The organism is Paraburkholderia nemoris (assembly GCF_905221015.1).
GTDB classification, from domain to species: Bacteria; Pseudomonadota; Gammaproteobacteria; order Burkholderiales; family Burkholderiaceae; genus Paraburkholderia; species Paraburkholderia nemoris.
This window is the reverse complement of sequence record NZ_CAJNBO010000030.1, coordinates 1-19,104: the sequence shown is the minus strand read 5'-3', so window position 1 is coordinate 19,104 and position 19,104 is coordinate 1. Positions and strand designations below refer to the sequence as shown.

The following is a 19,104-nucleotide window of genomic DNA, read 5'->3' as shown; positions in this document are numbered from 1 at the left end:
CCTTGAAGGTGAAAACTGCCGTCCAGGCTATCGAATATCGAACCTGAAGGAGACAATTTTCATGTCTACGATCGACCGGCGTCATTTTCTGAAAACAGGTGCTGTGGGCGCCTTGGCATCGGCGGCCGCCAGCAAGGCGGTATTCGCTCAAGCGCCGGACGCAGCCAGTGCGACCCCCGTGCCTGCGCCCACCAACGGTGACGCCGCACACCCGCCGAAAGTCACGCGCATCCTCGCGGAGTTTATTGTCAAGACTGGTTATCAGGACCTGCCCGCTCAGGTCCGTAAGGAGGGCGTGCGGACATTGATGAACTGGGTCGGAGTCGCTGTCGGTGGTTCGCATGACGAAACCGTGGATCGCGCGGTGGCGGCGCTCACACCGTTTTCCGGGCCGCCGCAGGCAAACCTGCTTGGCCGTACCGAGCGCTTCGACATCATGAACGCGGCGTTTATCAACGGCGTCAGCAGTCACATTTTCGATTATGACGATACCCATCTGAAGACGATTATTCATCCGGCCGGTCCAGTCGTATCCGCCATTCTGGCGTACTCACAGTATCGCCCGGTGTCGGGCAAAGACTTTCTGAATGCGCTCGTGCTCGGCGTGGAAACGGAATTGCGCATCGGCAATGCCGTATATCCGAACCACTACGATGTCGGCTGGCATATCACGGGCACGTGCGGTGTATTCGGTGCGGCGGCGGCGACCGGCAAACTCATGGGCTTGAGCGTTCAGCAAATGATCTGGGCACTGGGCCTCGCCGCGTCGCAGCCGGTCGGGCTGCGGGAATCTTTCGGCTCGATGAACAAGAGCTTCAACCCAGGGCGCGCGGCCGCCGATGGTATTTTCGCCGCGCTGCTGGCAGGCAAGGATTACACCAGTTCGGACGGCATGATCGAAGCGAAACGGGGATGGGCGAACACCATCAGCACCAAACAGGACTACCGCGAAATCACCGAGGGCTTAGGCTCCCATTACGAGTCGACGTTAAACACTTACAAGCCTTTTGCGTGCGGCATCGTGATCCACCCGGCGATCGACGCAGCAATCCAGCTTCGCAATCAATACCATCTGAAAGCTGAGCAGATCGACCGTATCGATTTGCGCGTGAATCCTCTCGTCATCGAACTAACCGGCAAGAAGACCCCGCAGATCGGCCTCGAGGGCAAGTTCAGCATCTATCACGCGGTGGCGATCGCCGTGATCGACGGAGCAGCGGGTGAAAAGCAGTTCAGCGACGCGAAAGTACGTGACCCGATGACGGTGGCACTGCGTCAGAAGGTAAATACCATCATCGACCCGTCGGTCAAACCGGAGCAGGTCGACATGACCATCACGCTAAAAGACGGGCGCAAGCTGCATAAATTCATCCAGCACGCGATCGGCAGCACCGAAGTGCCGATGACCGATCAGCAACTCGAGAAGAAATTCTCGGATCTGACCGAAGGCATTCTTTCGCCGGATCGAACACGCAAGCTGATCGACACGTGCTGGCAAGTCGAGCAGCTGAACAGCGCCGGAGAAATCGCCCTGTCCGCGCTACCGCAGTAGCTGAAAAGGCAGCCAAAAAGCGCCCGTCTCACCGCTCATCAAAACGCCGCACGATATCGCCCATCAGATTGCGCAACCACACGTTGCCTTCGTCCTGATCGAAATGCTCGTGCCAATGCATCGTGACGGCCGCCATCGGCAACGTAACCGGCAACTCGTAGAGCTGAAACCCGCCATCACGATTGAAAATCTGCGCAAGACGCCGCGGCAGCGTTGCGAACAGGTCGGTCACGGCCAGCACGCTCGGCAAGGCCACGAAATGCGGTAGCTCCAACGCAATATGCCGACCCACACCTTGGGCACGAAACGCATCGTCGAGTGCATAGTGGCTGTGCTCAACCGACGTGATCTGCACATGCGACGCGTCCAGAAACGCCTTCATGGCCAGTTCTTTCGTGCGTGGCAGGCCGCGCCGTTTGCGTGTCATGCAAACGTAAGTCTCTTCGAACAAGGCCTGATGACGCGTGCGCGCGGTCAAGGTCGGCAGATTGCCGATTGCAAAATCGAGCCGGCTGCCGCGCAATGCATCTTCAATTTCTTCCACCGGCAGCGGCTCGATGCGCAATTTCACGCGTGGCGCCTGCTGATGCAACGCCTCGCAAATCGGCGGCAAATACGCCAACTCCCCCGCATCGGACAGCGATAAGCGGAACGTGCGCGTGCTCACCGCGGGATCGAAGTGCTCCGCATAACGCAGCGCTTCACGCACCGTATCCAGCGCCCGCGCGACGATGCCCGACAGTTCGAGCGCGATCGGCGTGGGCTGCATACCGGCGCGCGTGCGAATAAACAGCGGATCGTCGAACAGGGTTCGCAAACGCCCCAGCGAGTAACTGATTGCCGGCTGCGACAGCGCAAGCCGCTGACCGGCCCGCGTGAGGCTGCGCTCCTCGACGATCGCCTGGAAAACGCGCAGCAAATTAAGGTCGACGTGGTCTAGCGAATTCATCGAGATATCCATGAGATTGATTTTATATTTTATTTTAGATCAATTTGACGCATATCAGTCGCTCAGCGAGACTTTGCTCCATCGACCACCCCACCTACACCACGATGAGCGATTCCTCATATCAGACCGTCGACGCGAGCGCCTTGTATCAGCGCGCGCAGTCCGACCGCGTCGCCCCCTCGCTGTACTACGACCCGGCGGTTTTCGAAACCGAACTTGAGCGCATTTTCTACAAGACGTGGATCTGGGTCGCACACGAAAGCGAACTGCCGAATCCGGGCGACTTCCGCACCACCACGATCGGCCGCCAGCCGGTGATCGTGGTGCGCGACAAAAGCGGCGCCGTCAACGTGCTGCAGAACCGCTGCCGCCATCGCGGCGCGACGGTCTGCGAGCAGCACAAGGGCAACGCGAAAGGCTTCACCTGCCCGTATCACAGCTGGACGTATGGCCTCGACGGCGCATTGCGCGCACTGCCCTACGGCGACGGCTACGAAGGCGTGATCGACAAGACCGAGTTGCCGCTCGCCAGTTTGCGCGTGGGCATCTATCAAGGTCTGATCTTCGCGAGCTTCAATCAGGAGATCGAGCCGCTCGAAGATTTCCTCGGCGGCGCCAAGCCGTGGATCGACCTGTTCATGAAGCAAGGCGCAGGCTATCCGATCAAAGCCAACGGCGAACATCGCTTCCGCTTTAACGGCAACTGGAAGATCCAGCTCGAAAACACCACCGACCTGTATCACTTCCCGGTCGTCCACAAGTCGTGGATGAAATCGATCGACGAGGAAACCGCCGCGGCAATCACGAGCTTCATGACGAGCGACGATGCCTTCTGCCGCTCGCTCGGCAACGGCCATAGCCTCGCCGTGCTGGTGCCGGAGCTCGTCGATCTCGACAAGGACGACGGCGCACCGATTCCTGAGCGCTTCCAGGAACTCGCCGCCACGCTAGGCGAAAAGCATACGCCCGACGAAGTGCGCCGCATCGTGCGCTCGCTGATGGGCGTCGGCTTCAACCTGAATCTGTTTCCGAACCTCGCACTCTCGATGGCGTTTTTCCGCGTGCTGCGGCCCATCTCCGCAAACGAGACGGAAATCCGTCACGTCGCTCTGGCCATGGACGGCGGCCCCGACGAAGCGAACCGCGTGCGTCTGCGCATTCACGAACACTTCCAGGGCCCATTCGGTTTCGGCAGCCCGGACGACGCCGAAGCATGGGAACGCGTGCAACGCGGCTCGCATGCCGGTCCCGATCTGCCGATCCTCGTGAACCGCGGTCTGAATCGCGAGAGCACCGCGCCGAACGGCGAAAAGACCGCACACGCTACCGACGAAACCGGAATGCGCGAAGCGTACGCGCAATGGCGCACGATGATGGAGCAAGCATGATGGATGACAGGAACACGCTGTTCTCGCAGAAGACCTTTGCCGGCGCGATCGAACTCATCTGGCGGGAAGCCGAATTGCTGGACCGCAAGGACTATCACGCGTGGCTTTCGCTGTGGGACCCGGCAGGCTTCTACGTGGTACCAATCGATCACGACACCACCGACTTCGCCGCCACGCTGAATTACGCGTACGACGATCAGGACATGCGCGAAAAACGCGTGCAACGCATGACGTCCGGCTATTCGGCCTCGGCGAGCGACGCCGCCCGCACAGTGCGCACGGTCTCGCGTTTCACGTTGACGAGCGATGCGAGCGACGAGGTCGAGGTGAGTTCGGCGCAGGTCATCGTCGCGTACAAACGCGGCAAGTCAACCCTGTTCGCGGCCGATCTCACGCATCGCATCAGTTTCGCGAGCGGCGAGCCGCGCATCGTGCAGAAGGTGATCCGCCTGATCGATTCGACCGAGGCGCTCAGCGCGATCGGGTTCCTGCTTTGATCTCTGGAAACGCAAGCGAAGCAAAACAATGCCCACACTAGAGGTTTACCTACCGGCCGGTCACGCAGAAGCGCGTAAAGCGCAACTGATTGCCGGCCTCACGCAGGCCACCGTCGACGCGATCGGCGCACCCGCTGAATCGGTGCGGATTCTGCTGAGCGAATTGCCGCCGCACGATTTCGGCATCGGCGGCTCGAGCGCAGCGGATCGTGCAGGCAGCCGCGCATCGCTGCTCGTGATCGTCGCGATCCTGATTGCAGGCCGCACGCCCGCGCAAAAGACCGCGCTGATCGCCATGCTCAGTGAAACGAGTGCTTCTGTGCTCGACTCGCCGCTCGACGCCGCCCGCGTGATGATCAAAGACATTCCGAATACCGACTTCGGTATCGGCGGCCAGACCGCGAAGTCACTCGGGCGCTAGCCTCCCTTCCCTCCACAAGCGAACCTGCGAGCACGACGATGCCAAACGACACGCTTTCTCCCTCGGCCGTATCAGCCGCCACGCCGGCGGCGCCTGCGACCTCGCGGACACTGCGGCGGATCATCGTCGCCTCCGTGATTGGCAATGCGCTCGAGTGGTACGACTTTTTTCTGTATGGCACGGCTGCGGCCCTGATCTTCGGGCCGTTGTTCTTCCCGCTGCACGGCGACCCGCTGATGGGCACGCTCGCCGCGTTTGCGGGCTTCGCGATCGGCTTCCTGGCGCGGCCGCTGGGCGGTATCGTATTCGGCCACATCGGCGACCGGCATGGCCGCAAACGCGCGCTCGTCGTAACGCTGATGATGATGGGCGTGGCGACCTTCGGCATCGGCCTGTTGCCGACGTTCTCGCAGATCGGCTTCCTCGCGCCTATCGCGCTCATCTGTTTGCGGGTCGTGCAAGGCATCGCATCCGGCGGCGAATGGGGCGGTGGCGTGCTGCTCATCAGCGAGAGCGCGCCGGCGAATCGCCGTGGTTACTACGCATCGTTCAGTCAGTTGGGCGTGGCGGGCGGCTTCGTGCTGTCGGCGGCCGCGTTCTATCTGGTGCAGCGTCTGCCGACGGAAAGCTTCATGTCTTGGGGCTGGCGCCTGCCGTTTCTCGCGAGCGTGCTGATCTTCGGAGTCGGTGTCTATATTCGCCGAAGCCTGCCTGAGAGCCGCGACTTTACCGCCGCCAAACCGAAGCACATGCCCGTGCTGACCGTGCTGCGCAATCATCCGAAGCAGGTATTGCAGGCCATGGGGCTGCGTATCGCTGAAAACGGCGGCACGTATATCTTCCTCTCGTTCGTGCTGGTGTACGGCAAAACGATCGGTGTGCCGGTCTCGGTGATGCTCGGCGGCGTGATGCTCGCGATGCTGCTCGAACTCGCCACGATCGTGCTGTGGGGCCGGCTATCGGATGTGATCGGACGGCGGCCGGTGTATATGATCGGCGCGCTCGGCCTCGTCGTGATCGCGTTTCCCGCGTTCTGGCTGATCGATACGCATGAACCGCTGCTCGTGTTCCTGTCGCTCGCATTAGGTTTGCCGTTCTGCCACGCCGCGATGATCGGCACACAGCCTGCGCTGATGGGTGAACTCTTTCCCACCGAGGTCCGCTATTCGGGCATGGCGCTAGGCCATGAAATCGCTTCGGTGTTTTCCGGCGGACTCGCGCCCCTAGTTGCTATCGCGCTGTATTCGAAGTTCCATGCGCCGTGGCCGGTCGCATTGATGCTGATCGGTTTCGGTCTCATCACCGCGATTACGCTCGTGACCATTCCGAAGAACATCAACACGGCGCATGACTGAAACGCGATCAGCCGGCGGCAACGGCCACAATCGGCAGCGTAAAGCTGCATTGAAGGCCGCCCTGCCGTGCCGGTTTGGCCCAGATTTCGCCACCGTGCCGCGTGACGATGTTTTTGCACAGCGACAAACCAATGCCGTTGCCGCCCGCCTTCGACGAAGAGAACCCGTCGAACAGGCGGCCGTGCGCTTCGGCGGGCACGCCCGGGCCGTTGTCGATGACCTGCACGAGCGCGTATTTCCCGCGCAGGCTGGTGACAAGGCACAATTCACCGCGTCGTGCAGCGGCATTCGTGCATTCCGTCAGCGCCTCGATGGCATTGAAGGCCAGATTCAGCACCACCTGGCCGATCAGCACGCGCTCGCAATACACCGGCAAGGCTTCGGGTGCCTGCTCGATCGTGACCGCAACCCCCGCGTCTCTCGCGCGCAATTCGATGAAGTACGCGACGTCCGCGATAACGTCACGCAAGTCCGCATAGGTCTCGCTCGGCTCCCGCTTGACGATGTAATCGCGCACGCTCTTGATGATCACCGCCGCATGCTCGGCTTGGCGATCGGCGCTGCGCAGGCCCCACAACGCATCGTCGATGGGACCGGGTTGGCCGAGCCGCAGAATCGCGCCCTCGATGAAATTGCGCACCGCGGCGAGCGGCTGACTCAATTCGTGCGCGATGGCGGTCGCCATTTCGCCCATCGCGTTGTAGCGCCCCGCGTATTCAAGCAGCCGCGCCTCGTTACGGCGCGCCTCTTCGACAGCCACTTCGTCCGTGATGTCGCGAAAGTGCAGCAGGCGGCCGTTGAGGTCGTCTTCGATCTCGATTCGTCTGCACGTGATGCGCAACCAGCCCGGCGTGCCGTCGCGGCGCGTGATGCGATAACGCTGAGGTGGCGAAGGCTGGATGCGCGGTGCGGCGGCGAGCTGTTCGAGCAGGCGGTCGCGATCCGGCTCGCTGCAATAGTCGAGCACGTCGCCCATCGGCGCGCCCTCTTCCAGGCCCAGCACACGCCGTCCGGATTCGCTGACGAATTCCACTTCGCCAGCGGGCGTCAGCACGGCCACGCCTTCACCGAGGTCCTGCATGAACTCGCGCAGCCGCGACTCGTAGCGCCGAAGCGTTTGCTTGAGCGTGTCCTCGACGCTGATGTCGCGGAATTGCACCATCACCACCGCGCGCTCCTGCAAAGGCACGTAGGTTGCAATGGCTTCGGACAGCATATCGGCGCCCGTGCGCGAACGGTAACACCACTCGTAGACCTGCGGGCCCTCGGTGATCGCACGGTCCATGGCCCCGACGCCGATCTCGCGCCGGTACTTCGGCACCGGGCGGGTCATGTCTTTCGCCTTGAGCGGCAGCATTTCCTCAAGCGTGAAACCGAGCGCCTCGCAAGCCGCGCGATTGGCCCACACGATCGCCTTCGTTTCGGCGTCGTGCAGCAGCACGCACAGCGTCAGCGCGTCGAGCAGGCGGTGGAAATCTTCTTCGGCGGGGAAATTCATCGGGCGAGGCTGCACAAAAGTTCGATCGCGTACGTGGAGGAACATAACACCAGTCGGCATGATTCGCGTCTGAAGATTTCTTTAGATACCCCCGGCGCCGTACCTAAAAACACGTCTTGCGTCCCAATTGAAGCGTTCTTTTTGCATTTCTAGACTGGCTTCACCCTGCACGCGCCGTCGCCGGCGTCTTTGCCCGCGACCGAAACGTGCCTCGTATTCCAGCCGATAACGAATCAAGGAGATGCCCCCGCCATGTCAGACACCGCCATCGACACTGTTGCCGCCGTCGCAGAAGCCAGTCGCGATGCAGCGCGTTTGCCGCTCGCCGACGTCATCGTCGAAATCGCCGCACGTCGAGAAGAGTTCGATCGCCTCTCGCATGTGCCGCGCGATGTCATCGCCAAACTCAAACGCGCGGGTGTGTATCGTGCGGCAACGCCTAAGCGTTTCGGTGGCGATGCGCTCGCGCCTACCGCGTTTCTCGACATGATCGAACGTATCGCGGTCGCGGACGGCTCAGCCGCCTGGGTCGCGAGCTTCGGCTCGGCGAACGTGTATCTCGCGGCCTTGCCGCTGGCCACTCAGGCGCAGATCTACGCCGATGGTCCAGATCAGGTGTTCGCTGGCGGTCTCTTCCCGGTGCAAGCCGCTCAGCCTGCCGACGGTGGCTGGCGTGTGAACGGCACGTGGAAATTCGCGAGCGGCTGCAAGGGCGCGGATTGGCTTGGCGTGGGGATTGGCGCGGCCGGCCCAAGCGCTGGCGCGCCCGGCAAACCGCGCACCGCCGTGTTCCGTCCGCATCAGGTCGAGATCGTCGAGAACTGGGATGTGGTCGGCATGCAAGGCACCGGCAGTCACGACCTGCGCGTCACCGATCAGTTCGTCACTGACGACTGGACCTTCGTGCGCGGCGGCGAACCGTGCGTGGACGAACCGCTGTATCGCTATCCGACCATCGCCTACGCGGCGCAAGTGCTGGCCGTGGTCAACCTCGGCCTCGCACGTGCAGCGCTCGATGTCGCCAACCACATGGCCGGCGGCCGCAAAACGACAACCGGCGCGCCGCAACTCGCCGACCGCGCGTACTACCGGATCGAACTGGCGAAAGCCGAAGCGCAATTGCGTTCGGCCCGCGCATTCTTCTACGACACCACCGACGACGTCTGGCAATCGATCCTCGCCGGCAACCCCGTTACACCCGAGCAAACCAGCCTGCTGCGGCTCGCCGCAACGCAGATCGCCCGCGAAGGCGCCGACGTCGTGCAGCGCGCTTACCGGCTCGGTGGCACGATGGCGATCTACCGCTCGCATCCGCTGCAGCGCCTGGTGCGCGACGCGATGGTGGTCACCCAGCACGCGTTCCTCGGCGAAGGCAACTTCGACGGCGCCGGTGCGGTGTTCGTCGGCGTGCCGCCGATTCCGGGCTACCTGTAAGCCATTTTCTGATTTTGCCGTTCAAACAATTTCATGGAGAACCACACAATGTCCGATAACCCGAAGCTGCCCTTGCGCGTTCTGTTCTGCTGCGGCGTGACGCAGAATTTCTTCGACTTGCCGCGCGAGAAAATCGGCGAAGTCTGGCAGGCTTACGGCAAGATGCTGGCTGCCGTCGAATCGATGGACAGCGTCAACGTGCTCGGCATCATGGACGACGACCGCCTGACCGTCGGCAATGCCGACAACTCGCCGTGGACCTTCTACATCATGGCCGACGTGCGCGACTTCGATACCGCCGTGGCGGTGTGCAATCTGTATCGCACCACGCCGGTCGGCGAATACAACCTGTGGCGGTACGGCAAGATCGAAGCGCGCGTTGGCCGCGCGCTGCAAGTGCCGCCGCAACACGCCAACGCGGCTTGAACGCGCCGGAGCACGATGCGATGAACGAGAACCCGGATACGCTTGCCAAGTTGACCGAACGGCTTGCCGCGCTCGAAGCCGAATCCGCCGTGCGCCGCACGATGGCGCGCTATATGGCGCTCTGCGACGTGCCCTCGGGGGCGCTCGAGGGCGAGACGCTTGCGGCCCTCTTCGCTGCCGACGCGATCTGGGAAGGCATCGGCCCGCAGTACGCGAGCAAGTTCGGCCACCTCACAGGTCACGCGGAAATTCTCGCGATGCTCACGCGCTACTTGCCGCCGTCACCGCATTTCTCGGTCAATGTGCATTTCCTCACGTCGGAAACTATCGAGGTGCGGGGCGCAAGCGCGAAAGGCCGGTGGATCATGCTGCAAGCGTCCGGCTATGTCGACGCGCAAGCCGAATTGATCTCGGCGCGCCTCGAAGTGGATTTCGCGCCCGCCGACAATGGCCGCGACTGGCTCATCACGCACTTTCGCACCGAACGTCTTTTCGATGCGCCCTGGCAAGTCAACGCAAGGAAACCGAACCCATGAATGAGTTTATCCAGACTTTGTCGTTAGGCGGCACAGGCCCCAGCATCGCGATCAAGGACACGATCGATATCGCCGGCTATGCGACCACGGCGGCGAGCCGTGCGTTGGCCGACGCACCACCCGCGCAGCAGCACGCGGAAGTCGTGGAGCGCTTGCTCGGTGCCGGCTGGCACATCGTCGGCAAGGCGAATATGCACGAGCTCGCGTTCGGCATGACGGGTATCAACGATTACACCGGCACACCGCAAAATCCCCAGGACGCCTCGCGCATTCCTGGCGGCTCGTCGAGTGGATCGGCGGCGGCCGTTGGTTTGAAGCTTGCGGATGCCGCGCTTGGCACGGACACCGGTGGTTCGATTCGCGGCCCCGCCGCGTGTTGCGGCGTAATCGGTTTGAAGCCGACTTTTGGACGCGTCTCGCGACGCGGCGTCGCACCGCGTGAATCGACGCTCGATTGCGTCGGGCCGTTCGCGCGCGAGATGCAAATGATCGTCGCCGCGATGCAGGCGATCACCGCCGATTTCGACACACATGCGGCCCAGGCGGCACGAAGCGGCGCATGGAACGTTGGTATCGTGCAGGTCGACGCAGCGCCGGAAATCCTTAAAGCCGTCACGCGCGCCGCGGACCAGGCCGATTGCACCGCTCGCACGATGGAACTCGCAGGGCTTGCCGCCGCCTTCAAAGCGGGCCTCGCGATCATCAACGTAGAAACTTTTCATGCGTTCGGTCACCTCGTGGCAAGCGGCAAGCTCGGCGCCGATCTCGACGCACGGCTGCGCGCCGCTGCGAATACAACCGCGGCGCAATGCGAGGCGGCAGAGTCGGTGCGTCGGCAATTCACAGCCGCCGTCGATCACGCGCTTGAGAGCGTCGATGTGTTGATTCTGCCCACACTTCCCGCGCTGCCGATCACGCTCGACGAGGCACGCGGCGGCACCTCCGTCATCGCCATGTCGTCGTTGATCCGGCCGTTCAATCTGAGTGGCCATCCGGCACTGAGCTTGCCCTTGCCTATCGATGGCTCGCCGCTCAAGGCCGGCTTGCAGATCGTCGGACGCAAAGGGGCGGATGAGCAGGTGTGCGCGATTGCGGCGCGATTTGAAGCCGCTCTTATCTCGGAGTAAAAAGCAATGCAGAAAAGAGTCGTACTCGTCACCGGCGCCGCGCGTGGTCTTGGCGCCGCGATTGCCACACGCTTTCATGCAGCGGGTTATGCGGTCGCCATCGGCGACATTGCGTTCGATGCCGCACAGGCCCTCGCCCGCGATCTGAGCGCGGACGGCTCGAGCGCCTTCGCACTGAATCTCGACGTCACCTCGAAGAGCGCATTCGAATCCGCACGCGATGCGATCCTGCAACGCTGGGGCCGCATCGACGCATTGATCAACAACGCGGGTGCATCCAAAGTCGTATCCGTGATGGAGATCACCGCCGAGCAGTTCGATCAGGTGATCAACGTGAACCTGCGCAGCGTGCTGTTCGGCTGTCAGGTGTTCGGCCAGCATTTCGCCGACGCCGGCGCAGGCCGCATCGTCAATATCGCCTCGCTGGCGGGACAAAACGGCGGATCGGCCACCGGCGCGCACTATGCGGCAGCAAAAGGCGGTGTCATTACATTGACCAAGGTGTTCGCACGTGACCTCGGCGCAGCGGGCGTGACCGTCAATGCAATTTCGCCTGGACCGATGGATCTGCCGATCGTGCACGAGAGCGTCGCAGCCGACAAACTGAAGGCGGTGATCGCCAACATTCCGGCGGGACGTCTGGGCTCAGCGGACTATGTCGCCGATGTCGCGGTTATGCTGGCCGCCGAGAACGCTTACTTTGCAAACGGCGCATGCTGGGATGTGAACGGCGGCTTGTTCATGCGTTAGTGCCCGACGCGGCCGCCTCCTGATCCCACACCGCCATTACGTCGCGCACCAGCATCGCGATAGACGCCGCGCCAAGTTTGTCTTTGATGCTTGCGCGATGCACGTCGACGGTCTTCACACTGATGGACAGATCGGAGGCGATACGCTTGCTGCCTTTGCCGTCGATCACACCGCGCAGCACTTCTTTCTCGCGCGCCGTTAGCGACGCCAGGCGCTTGCGTAACTCGCGCTGCTTCTGATCAGCGGCGTGACGTTGCGAAGCAAGTTTCAACGCACGCTGCACGCGATCGAGCATCTGCTGCGAGTTATACGGCTTCTCGACGAAATCGATCGCGCCGTTCTGCAAAGCACGCACCGACATCGGAATGTCGCCATGACCGCTGACGAAAATGATCGGCAGCGTCGCACCTCGACGGTTCAACTCGGCTTGCACGTCGAAGCCGCTTTGCTCCGGCATGCGCACATCGAGCACGAGACACGCCGGCACATTCGGATCAAACGCGCTCAGAAATTCACTAGCGTTGGCGAAGCCCGCCGACTTCACGCCGACCGACTCGAGCAGCCATGCGAGCGAGGTACGCATGCCGTTGTCGTCGTCGACGATATAGACGATCGGTGCGAGGGACAAAGCGGACTGGGGCTGCTGGGACATGGAGTCTGTGGAACGGTTCGGGATGGATGCAATTCGAAGCGTCTTGCGGGTTCATGATAACCAGTGGAAAAAGCGCTGCAAAGCGATAATTACCCTGTAGCGGAGATAAACATCGCTCATACGCATGCACCATGCAGACAGGCATTGGGGAAACCTTTAGACGGACTGGGAAAGAGGCCTCTACGCGCACCGCTCGCGCTGATTTTTTTCCGCGCGTGGATTGATTACGCTTGAATCCAGATCCCTACCGCGCCCCCAGGAGCCCAGAACATGACGCCGACCTCACAAGTAACGCAAGCGACTCCCGCCGTCGACCCCGAGCTCACAGCCAGGCAGCAATTCCGTCAGGCCATGGCGCATCTATCCGCGGCCGTGAACGTCATCACGACCGCCGGTCCGCATGGACGCTGCGGCGTCACGGCGAGCGCCGTATGCTCCGTTACCGATACGCCGCCCACGCTGCTCGTCTGCCTGAACCGTTCGAGCGCGATGCACGCTACTTTCGAACGCAACCGGCATGTCTGCATCAACGTACTGCCCGGCGAGCATGAACTGCTCGCGCGTCACTTCGCCGGCATGACGCAGGTGCCGATGGAGGAACGCTTCGGCTGGCCGATCTGGGACGACGGCACGCACGGCGTGCCGGTCTTGCGCGACGCACTCGCGAGTCTGCAGGGCGAGATCGTCGATCTGAAGGAAGTGGGTTCGCACTCCGTCATGTTCGTCAAAACCACCTGCATCAGCGTGCGCACGGACGGTGATGGCTTGATCTATTTCGATCGGAATTTCCACCGCATCAAGCGCTCGGCGTCGCATTGACGCGCGACGGGCGCAATTGAAACCAGCAGCGACGCGTGGCCCCTTAAACCACGCCCGCGCTATCGGTGTCGAACTGAAACTGCGGCACCGCCGCGACCGCTTCAACGAAACAGTCGATCAAATAATCGCAGGCCGAGGTATTCAATGCGTCACGCCGCGAGATGATGCCTACTGACACGCGCGGCAATGGTTCACGCACCGGCACTGAAACGAGCCGCTCGCGAATCCAGTCTGCTTCCAGAAAGCTCTTCGGACAGCACGACAGCAGATTGCTATTCACCGATAGCGAAAAGCTCGCACTGAACGAGCTGCACTCCACCACCACGTTCGGCGCGCTCGCCCCATGCTGCACGAAAAAATCCTGTAACGACTGGCCGATGCTTTCGGGCGTGGTGTTCAGCATCCATTCCGCGCCTTCCAGATCCGCAATCGATTCAGCATTAGCCAATGGGTGCCCTTTGCGTGCGGAAATGATCAACTCCCCTTCGAGCAACGAGCGGAACATGAATTCCGGCGCCAGCTTCTTTTCGTCGACGATCGCGATCACGAAGTCGAGCGAGCCATCACGCAGCCGTGCCAATGCTGCCGTCAGAAAGCCTTCCTGAACCGAGAGCCGCGTCTTCGGCATGCGCTGCCGGAACGAGTGAATGGCGCGCGACAGAAACTTCAGCGACACCAGCGGCGTGACCGCACATGACACTGTGCCGCCTGCCTGGCCGGATAGATGGACCACGTCGTCTTTCGCGTGCTGCATCTCGGCCAGGATGAGCCTCGCGCGTGCACACACCGCCTGGCCGAACTGCGTGAGTTGCGCGCCACGCGCGCTGCGCGACACCAGCGGCACGCCCAACTCCTGCTCAAGCTCACGAATCGCCTTGGTCAACGCGGGCTGGGACAGACACACCGTTTTGGCCGCAGCGCGAATGCTGCCGTGCTGGGCAATCGCCACTAGAGCGCGCAACTGGTTGTATTTCACGGGTTAGAGCGGTCGGATGAACCGTTGGAGCAAGAGGAGTCACGCTCGGCATCAACCGGCGGCTGATGGCTTGAATCGATGGTACACCGCAGGAAAACCCCTGGCCATGCTCCCAAATACCCATTGCCGTGCGGCCCGCATAAGCCCTGCCCCTCGCCCGAACCCGGCCCGGCCGGGCGCGATAACCCAGCGTTATCACAATAAGAAAAAGCAAATCCAGAATGCTTTTTTGACTCCCTAGACTTTTCCTGTCGCCTTCATTGAAGGCGCTCTGCCCGACCAAAGCGCTCAAACCGATAGTGAAGCGCGCTCGAAACGATATCGAAGCATCACGGCTTGATTCACCTCCAGAGGGATCCCGTTCATGAAGTCACCTTCACTCAGTTCATCGCTCAACGATGTCAGTCAAAGCGTAAGGCATGGTCCATCGACGCGTGGGCTGATCGTCGCGACGACGATCGGCAACGCATTCGAATTCTTCGATCTCACCGTCTACAGTTTCTTTGCCGTGTTGCTCGGCAAACTGTTCTTCCCACTCGCTTCGTCGCAACAGCAACTCCTGCTCTCGGTCGGCACGTTCGGCATTGGTTTTATCGCGCGTCCGCTCGGCGGCGTGCTGTTCGGCGTGCTGGCGGACCGCTTCGGCCGTATCGCCGCGATGAATCTCACGCTCGTGACGATGGCGGTCGGCACCGGTCTGATCGGTGTGATGCCCACCTACGCGCAAATCGGCATCGCCGCACCGCTCGCGATCGTCGCTGCGCGCTTGCTGCAAGGCTTTTCCGCCGGCGGCGAAGTCGGCGTCGCAACCACACTGCTCGCGGAACGCGCGTCTTCTTCGCGGCGTGGCTACATCACGAGCTGGCAGTTTGCGAGCCAGGGCGCGGCAGCGCTGGCCGGTTCGCTGGTGGGCTTTCTACTGTCGCATTACCTCGACAAGGCTTCGCTCGAAGCCTGGGGTTGGCGTATTCCATTTCTCGCGGGCGTGCTGATCGCGCCGCTCGGCCTTTATCTGCGTTCGCGGCTGGGCGGCGAAGCGGATGCGCCGGCCGACTCCGCGCCGGACTCTGCCGGCGTGCTGAAGACTGTTCTGCAACGCGACTGGCGCCTCGTGCTGGTGGCTCTTTTTCTGGTGGTCGGCGGTACGTCGGCGCATTTCATCGTGATCTATTACATGTCGACGTATGCGATCAAGGTATTGCATCTGCCAATGGATACCGCCCTCTGGTGCGGGATTCTCGCAGGCGCGGTAATGCTGGTGATGTCGCCGGTGGGCGGCATCTGGTCCGATACGTTCGGCCGCAAACGCGTTACCTTCATCTCGCGCGTGCTGCTGACCGTGCTCATTCTGCCGGGCTTCTACCTGATCCAGCACTCGCCTTCGGTCAGCACTTTATATCTGGTGGTTTGCGCACTCGCAGCGCTGCACTCCATCAACGCAGGTGCGACCGGTTCAATGCTGCCGGAGATGTTCCCGCGCAGCACACGTGCAACGGGACTTTCCCTTGCCTATGCAGCGGGCGTGTCGATTTTCGGCGGCTTTGCGCAATTCATCGTGACCTGGCTGATTCAGGCAACCGGCAATCCGGCCGCCCCCGCCTGGTACGTGATCGTTTGCGGGGTGCTCTCGCTGATCGCGCTCCTGTTCGTGGTAGACCGCACGCGTCGGGAAATCTAGGCCGTCACACACATCATTCGTTCTCCAACACCGCGAAATTCTCATGTCAGATACTCTTCACGCCGATACACCGCTCGCTGTGAGCAGCGATCTTTGCGATCTGTCCGCCCTTACCTTGCTTGATCTGCAACGCAAGAAAGAAGTGAGCGCCGTCGACATTCTGAACGCCCACCTCTCACGCATCGAAGCCGTCAACCCGCAAGTCAACGCACTGGTGACGATCGCCGATGAATCCGCCTTGCGCAACCGTGCCGCCGAAATCGATGCGCAATGGGCGCGCGGCGTCTGGCAAGGTCCTCTGCATGGCCTGCCCGTTTCGCAGAAGGACCTGACCGCGACGCGCGGCGTGCGCACGACGTTCGGCTCAAAGGCCTTCGAACATCACGTACCCGAGCACAGCGCACTGATCGCGCGCCGCTGTGACGCTGCAGGTGCGCTGATGATCGGCAAATCGAACACCCCTGAATTCGGCGCCGGTTCGCACACGTTCAACGACGTATTTGGCGTGACCCGCAATCCGTGGGACCTGAGCAAGTCCGCTGGCGGGAGCAGCGGCGGCGCCGCGGCATCCGTTGCGTGCGGGATGAATCCGCTAGCGTGCGGCAGCGACATGGGCGGTTCGCTGCGCAATCCGGCCGCGTGGAATGCGGTGGTGGGTTTGCGTCCGTCGCCGGGACGCGTGCCGCGCGCGCCGGATTCGAACGGCTGGGGGACACTCGGCGTAGATGGGCCGATGGCGCGTAACGTCGCCGATACCGCCTTGCTGCTCAGCGCGATCTCCGGCCCCTCAGGCGAAACCGCGACCGAAATCACCGAACCAGGATCGCGCTTCGCGCAACCGTTGCAACGCGATTTTCGTGGCACACGCGTCGCCATGTCGATCCAGCTTGCCGGTCTTGCTGTCGACCCCGAGATTCAGCGGATCGTGCACGCCCAAGCGGCGGTGTTCGAGTCGATGGGCTGCGAGGTCGAATTCGCCGACCCCGATCTCGGCGATGCCGAGGATGTGTTCCGCATCGAGCGCGCCTGGATGATCGGCAGCCTGGTTGATCGGCTCGATGCCGAGGCACGCGCGCAACTGAAGCCGGAAATCGAAGCGGAGTGCCGCCTGCATCGCTCGCTATCCGCGGCGGACCTGGGCGATATGTTCGCGCGCAAGACGGCCTTGTTCGAGCGCATGCGCCGCTTCATGGACAACCACGCGTACTACGTGCTGCCCGCCACGCAGATGCTGCCCTTCGACGCCGATTTGCGCTGGCCCACTGAATTCATGGGTACGCGCTACGACTCGTACATCGACTGGATGCGCATCTGCTGGTATCTGTCTTCCACTGAATCGCCGGTGCTCGCTATGCCATGCGGCTTTAGCGACTCCGGCTTGCCGATCGGCTTGCAGATCGCCGGACGCTTTCGCGACGAATGGAGTCTGCTCCAGTTCGGCCACGCCTATGAGACCGCCGCGGCCCGCCGCACGATACGGCCGCCGCTGATCAGCGGGCGCCGTTAGACACCGCTAATTCCGAGGTTCTTCCAGTAGCCGGTTTCGCCACCGGCTGCTTGCAGACAAGCAACGCGTGGCTCGCGGGAGCGAACACGTCCGTCACTTTTCGCACTTTCCACTTTCTTCAAATTGAGCGTCAAACCACATGAAAAAAACGCTACTGGCAGTAAGCCTTGCCGCACTCGCTCCGGCCGTGGTGCATGCACAGAGTGCCGTCACGCTATACGGCATTATCGATGAAGGTTTGAGTTACACGAGCAATGCGGCGACGGCCAACGCTAACGGCGGCGTCTCGGGCCATAGCGCGGTTCGTCTGCTGAGCGGCGTGATGCAGCAAAGCCGGTGGGGCATGCGCGGCGCGGAGGATCTCGGTGGCGGCATGAAGGCGATCTTCATGCTGGAGAACGGTTTCGACGCCAGCACTGGCAAGCTGGGGCAAGGCGGGCTGCTGTTCGGCAAGAAAGCCTGGGTGGGCGTGTCGGGTCCGTTCGGCACGGTGACGCTTGGCCGCCAGTACGACACGAACGTCGATATCCTCGGCCCCTTCGAAGTCGGCGACCAATGGGGTGGGTATATGGCGGCGCATCCTGGCGATCTCGACAACATCAACAACACCAACTCCACCAACAACGCGATCAAGTTCACCAGCAATACGTATGGTGGTTTGACGGTGGAAGGCATGGTTAGCTTGGGCGGCGTCGCGGGCAATTTCTCGCGCAACCGGATCTGGTCGGTGTCGGCGGGGTATGTGAATGGGCCGTTGGCGCTTGGTGTGGGGTATCTCGATGTCGCCAATCCGAACACTTCGTTCTTTGGCAGTACCGGTAGTCCGGCAGCTACTGTGAATGGCGTGCCTGGCAGCAATATGGTGTCGCCTGTGTATTCCGGGTATGCGTCGGCAAAATCGCTGCACGTGATTGGGGCTGGAGCGTCGTATCTTTTCGGAGCGGCGACGTTCGGCGCGACGTATTCGAATACGAGTTTTCGTGATCTTGGGGATCTGTCGTCGGGGCCGAATCCTGCTGGGCTGAGCGGCAACGCTACGTTGAATAATGCTGAAGTGAACTTCAAGTATCAGATCACGGCTGATTTGTTGTGTGGGGTTGCGTATGACTATACGAAGGGGAGTTCGGTTAGAGGCATGACAGGGGCGACCTATCAGCAGGTCGCTTCAGGGATCGATTATTTCGTGTCGAAGCGTACTGATGTGTATCTGATTGGGGTTTATCAGAAGGCCTCAGGGGTGGACTCGACTGGCAGGCAGGCCGTGGCTGCTGTTAATGGGCCTTCGGCGGCGGCTGATGATAAACAGGCTGTTGTGAGGGTTGGGATGCGGCATAAGTTTTGAGTTTTTTTTGCCTGCGCGGCGCTTGTTTGTATTTGTTCTTGGGGCTTTGGGCTTTCCTTGTTCTGGCTTTGGTGCCTTTCCTTGCATTGTTAGTGGTCTATTAGCGTTGCCCCTGTGCGGGGCGGCACCTACTTTTCTTTGCCGCCGCAAAGAAAAGCAACCGTATTGGAAGTCAAGCGGCGAACAACGGCTCAAGG

The 19,104-nt window shown here is 61.7% G+C and carries 18 protein-coding genes; 14 read left to right on the top strand and 4 right to left on the bottom strand.

Annotated elements, in window-relative coordinates; translation table 11 throughout:
• Window positions 1-61: 61 nt before the first annotated feature.
• Window positions 62-1,552, top strand: coding sequence for an MmgE/PrpD family protein (locus KHO33_RS33720; protein WP_200567102.1), 1,491 nt, complete (start codon window positions 62-64; stop codon window positions 1,550-1,552).
• A 28-nt stretch (window positions 1,553-1,580) separates the two neighbouring features.
• Here the strand turns inward: KHO33_RS33720 and KHO33_RS33715 are convergent, their stop codons facing one another.
• The gene (locus KHO33_RS33715) at window positions 1,581-2,501 is read right to left on the bottom strand and encodes a LysR family transcriptional regulator (protein WP_054041527.1); all 921 of its coding nucleotides are present in this window, start codon (window positions 2,499-2,501) and stop codon (window positions 1,581-1,583) included.
• A gap of 104 nt (window positions 2,502-2,605) precedes the next feature.
• On the opposite strand from KHO33_RS33715, the gene KHO33_RS33710 reads away from it, so the two are divergent.
• Genes KHO33_RS33710 through KHO33_RS33695 form a run of 4 tightly spaced genes read left to right on the top strand, consistent with a single transcriptional unit; the run spans window position 2,606 to window position 6,162 of the window.
• Window positions 2,606-3,889 carry an aromatic ring-hydroxylating oxygenase subunit alpha gene (locus KHO33_RS33710; protein WP_200567103.1) on the top strand — a complete coding sequence of 428 codons (1,284 nt, stop codon included), beginning with the start codon at window positions 2,606-2,608 and terminating at the stop codon, window positions 3,887-3,889.
• Window positions 3,886-4,386, top strand: coding sequence for an aromatic-ring-hydroxylating dioxygenase subunit beta (locus KHO33_RS33705; RefSeq protein ID WP_054041500.1), 501 nt, complete (start codon window positions 3,886-3,888; stop codon window positions 4,384-4,386). Before KHO33_RS33710 ends, KHO33_RS33705 begins: the two co-directional genes overlap by 4 nt.
• A 28-nt stretch (window positions 4,387-4,414) precedes the next feature.
• Window positions 4,415-4,807 carry a tautomerase family protein gene (locus KHO33_RS33700; RefSeq protein ID WP_200567104.1) on the top strand — a complete coding sequence of 131 codons (393 nt, stop codon included), beginning with the start codon at window positions 4,415-4,417 and terminating at the stop codon, window positions 4,805-4,807.
• A 38-nt stretch (window positions 4,808-4,845) separates the two neighbouring features.
• On the top strand, window positions 4,846-6,162 hold the full coding sequence (locus tag KHO33_RS33695) for an MFS transporter (protein WP_200567105.1): 1,317 nt from the start codon (window positions 4,846-4,848) through the stop codon (window positions 6,160-6,162).
• A gap of 7 nt (window positions 6,163-6,169) precedes the next feature.
• On the opposite strand, the gene KHO33_RS33690 is transcribed toward KHO33_RS33695, so the two are convergent.
• The gene (locus KHO33_RS33690; RefSeq protein ID WP_200567106.1) at window positions 6,170-7,660 is read right to left on the bottom strand and encodes a PAS domain-containing sensor histidine kinase; all 1,491 of its coding nucleotides are present in this window, start codon (window positions 7,658-7,660) and stop codon (window positions 6,170-6,172) included.
• A gap of 252 nt (window positions 7,661-7,912) precedes the next feature.
• On the opposite strand from KHO33_RS33690, the gene KHO33_RS33685 reads away from it, so the two are divergent.
• From KHO33_RS33685 to KHO33_RS33665, 5 genes are read left to right on the top strand one after another with little or no spacing between them, the layout of a single operon-like run.
• Window positions 7,913-9,094, top strand: a complete 1,182-nt coding sequence (locus tag KHO33_RS33685) for an acyl-CoA dehydrogenase family protein (RefSeq protein ID WP_200567107.1) — start codon at window positions 7,913-7,915, stop codon at window positions 9,092-9,094.
• Window positions 9,095-9,142: 48 nt separating this feature from the next.
• Complete coding sequence (locus tag KHO33_RS33680) at window positions 9,143-9,520, top strand: hypothetical protein (protein ID WP_200567108.1); 378 nt, start codon at window positions 9,143-9,145, stop codon at window positions 9,518-9,520.
• A 20-nt stretch (window positions 9,521-9,540) separates the two neighbouring features.
• Complete coding sequence (locus tag KHO33_RS33675; protein WP_200567109.1) at window positions 9,541-10,056, top strand: nuclear transport factor 2 family protein; 516 nt, start codon at window positions 9,541-9,543, stop codon at window positions 10,054-10,056.
• A complete protein-coding gene (locus KHO33_RS33670) occupies window positions 10,053-11,183 on the top strand; it encodes an amidase (protein WP_200567110.1) in 1,131 nt (376 codons plus the stop codon). Before KHO33_RS33675 ends, KHO33_RS33670 begins: the two co-directional genes overlap by 4 nt.
• A gap of 6 nt (window positions 11,184-11,189) precedes the next feature.
• Window positions 11,190-11,933 carry an SDR family NAD(P)-dependent oxidoreductase gene (locus tag KHO33_RS33665; protein ID WP_200567111.1) on the top strand — a complete coding sequence of 248 codons (744 nt, stop codon included), beginning with the start codon at window positions 11,190-11,192 and terminating at the stop codon, window positions 11,931-11,933.
• Here KHO33_RS33665 and KHO33_RS33660 read toward each other — a convergent pair.
• The gene (locus tag KHO33_RS33660) at window positions 11,923-12,585 is read right to left on the bottom strand and encodes a response regulator transcription factor (protein ID WP_200567112.1); all 663 of its coding nucleotides are present in this window, start codon (window positions 12,583-12,585) and stop codon (window positions 11,923-11,925) included. The two genes, KHO33_RS33665 and KHO33_RS33660, sit on opposite strands and share 11 nt — an antisense overlap.
• 270 nt (window positions 12,586-12,855) lie before the next feature.
• Between KHO33_RS33660 and hpaC the strand changes: the two genes are divergently transcribed.
• Window positions 12,856-13,404, top strand: coding sequence for a 4-hydroxyphenylacetate 3-monooxygenase, reductase component (gene hpaC / locus KHO33_RS33655; RefSeq protein WP_200567113.1), 549 nt, complete (start codon window positions 12,856-12,858; stop codon window positions 13,402-13,404).
• Window positions 13,405-13,447: 43 nt separating this feature from the next.
• Here the strand turns inward: hpaC and KHO33_RS33650 are convergent, their stop codons facing one another.
• Window positions 13,448-14,380, bottom strand: coding sequence for a LysR substrate-binding domain-containing protein (locus KHO33_RS33650; RefSeq protein WP_200567114.1), 933 nt, complete (start codon window positions 14,378-14,380; stop codon window positions 13,448-13,450).
• A gap of 364 nt (window positions 14,381-14,744) precedes the next feature.
• Between KHO33_RS33650 and KHO33_RS33645 the strand changes: the two genes are divergently transcribed.
• The 3 genes from KHO33_RS33645 (at window position 14,745) to KHO33_RS33635 (ending at window position 18,907) form a co-directional block, all read left to right on the top strand.
• Complete coding sequence (locus KHO33_RS33645) at window positions 14,745-16,058, top strand: MFS transporter (protein WP_200567115.1); 1,314 nt, start codon at window positions 14,745-14,747, stop codon at window positions 16,056-16,058.
• 43 nt (window positions 16,059-16,101) lie between these two features.
• Window positions 16,102-17,565, top strand: a complete 1,464-nt coding sequence (locus tag KHO33_RS33640; RefSeq protein ID WP_200567116.1) for an amidase family protein — start codon at window positions 16,102-16,104, stop codon at window positions 17,563-17,565.
• 139 nt (window positions 17,566-17,704) lie between these two features.
• Complete coding sequence (locus tag KHO33_RS33635) at window positions 17,705-18,907, top strand: porin (RefSeq protein WP_054041515.1); 1,203 nt, start codon at window positions 17,705-17,707, stop codon at window positions 18,905-18,907.
• Window positions 18,908-19,104 lie beyond the last annotated feature (197 nt).

Excerpts from the sequence above, each read along its gene's own strand:
- KHO33_RS33720 (WP_200567102.1), top strand. The coding sequence starts at position 62 with ATGTCTACGATCGACCGGCGTCATTTTCTGAAAACAGGTGCTGTGGGC.
- KHO33_RS33715 (WP_054041527.1), bottom strand. The coding sequence starts at position 2,501 with ATGAATTCGCTAGACCACGTCGACCTTAATTTGCTGCGCGTTTTCCAG.
- KHO33_RS33710 (WP_200567103.1), top strand. The coding sequence starts at position 2,606 with ATGAGCGATTCCTCATATCAGACCGTCGACGCGAGCGCCTTGTATCAG.
- KHO33_RS33705 (WP_054041500.1), top strand. The coding sequence starts at position 3,886 with ATGATGGATGACAGGAACACGCTGTTCTCGCAGAAGACCTTTGCCGGC.
- KHO33_RS33700 (WP_200567104.1), top strand. The coding sequence starts at position 4,415 with ATGCCCACACTAGAGGTTTACCTACCGGCCGGTCACGCAGAAGCGCGT.
- KHO33_RS33695 (WP_200567105.1), top strand. The coding sequence starts at position 4,846 with ATGCCAAACGACACGCTTTCTCCCTCGGCCGTATCAGCCGCCACGCCG.
- KHO33_RS33690 (WP_200567106.1), bottom strand. The coding sequence starts at position 7,660 with ATGAATTTCCCCGCCGAAGAAGATTTCCACCGCCTGCTCGACGCGCTG.
- KHO33_RS33685 (WP_200567107.1), top strand. The coding sequence starts at position 7,913 with ATGTCAGACACCGCCATCGACACTGTTGCCGCCGTCGCAGAAGCCAGT.
- KHO33_RS33680 (WP_200567108.1), top strand. The coding sequence starts at position 9,143 with ATGTCCGATAACCCGAAGCTGCCCTTGCGCGTTCTGTTCTGCTGCGGC.
- KHO33_RS33675 (WP_200567109.1), top strand. The coding sequence starts at position 9,541 with ATGAACGAGAACCCGGATACGCTTGCCAAGTTGACCGAACGGCTTGCC.
- KHO33_RS33670 (WP_200567110.1), top strand. The coding sequence starts at position 10,053 with ATGAATGAGTTTATCCAGACTTTGTCGTTAGGCGGCACAGGCCCCAGC.
- KHO33_RS33665 (WP_200567111.1), top strand. The coding sequence starts at position 11,190 with ATGCAGAAAAGAGTCGTACTCGTCACCGGCGCCGCGCGTGGTCTTGGC.
- KHO33_RS33660 (WP_200567112.1), bottom strand. The coding sequence starts at position 12,585 with ATGTCCCAGCAGCCCCAGTCCGCTTTGTCCCTCGCACCGATCGTCTAT.
- hpaC (WP_200567113.1), top strand. The coding sequence starts at position 12,856 with ATGACGCCGACCTCACAAGTAACGCAAGCGACTCCCGCCGTCGACCCC.
- KHO33_RS33645 (WP_200567115.1), top strand. The coding sequence starts at position 14,745 with ATGAAGTCACCTTCACTCAGTTCATCGCTCAACGATGTCAGTCAAAGC.
- KHO33_RS33640 (WP_200567116.1), top strand. The coding sequence starts at position 16,102 with ATGTCAGATACTCTTCACGCCGATACACCGCTCGCTGTGAGCAGCGAT.
- KHO33_RS33635 (WP_054041515.1), top strand. The coding sequence starts at position 17,705 with ATGAAAAAAACGCTACTGGCAGTAAGCCTTGCCGCACTCGCTCCGGCC.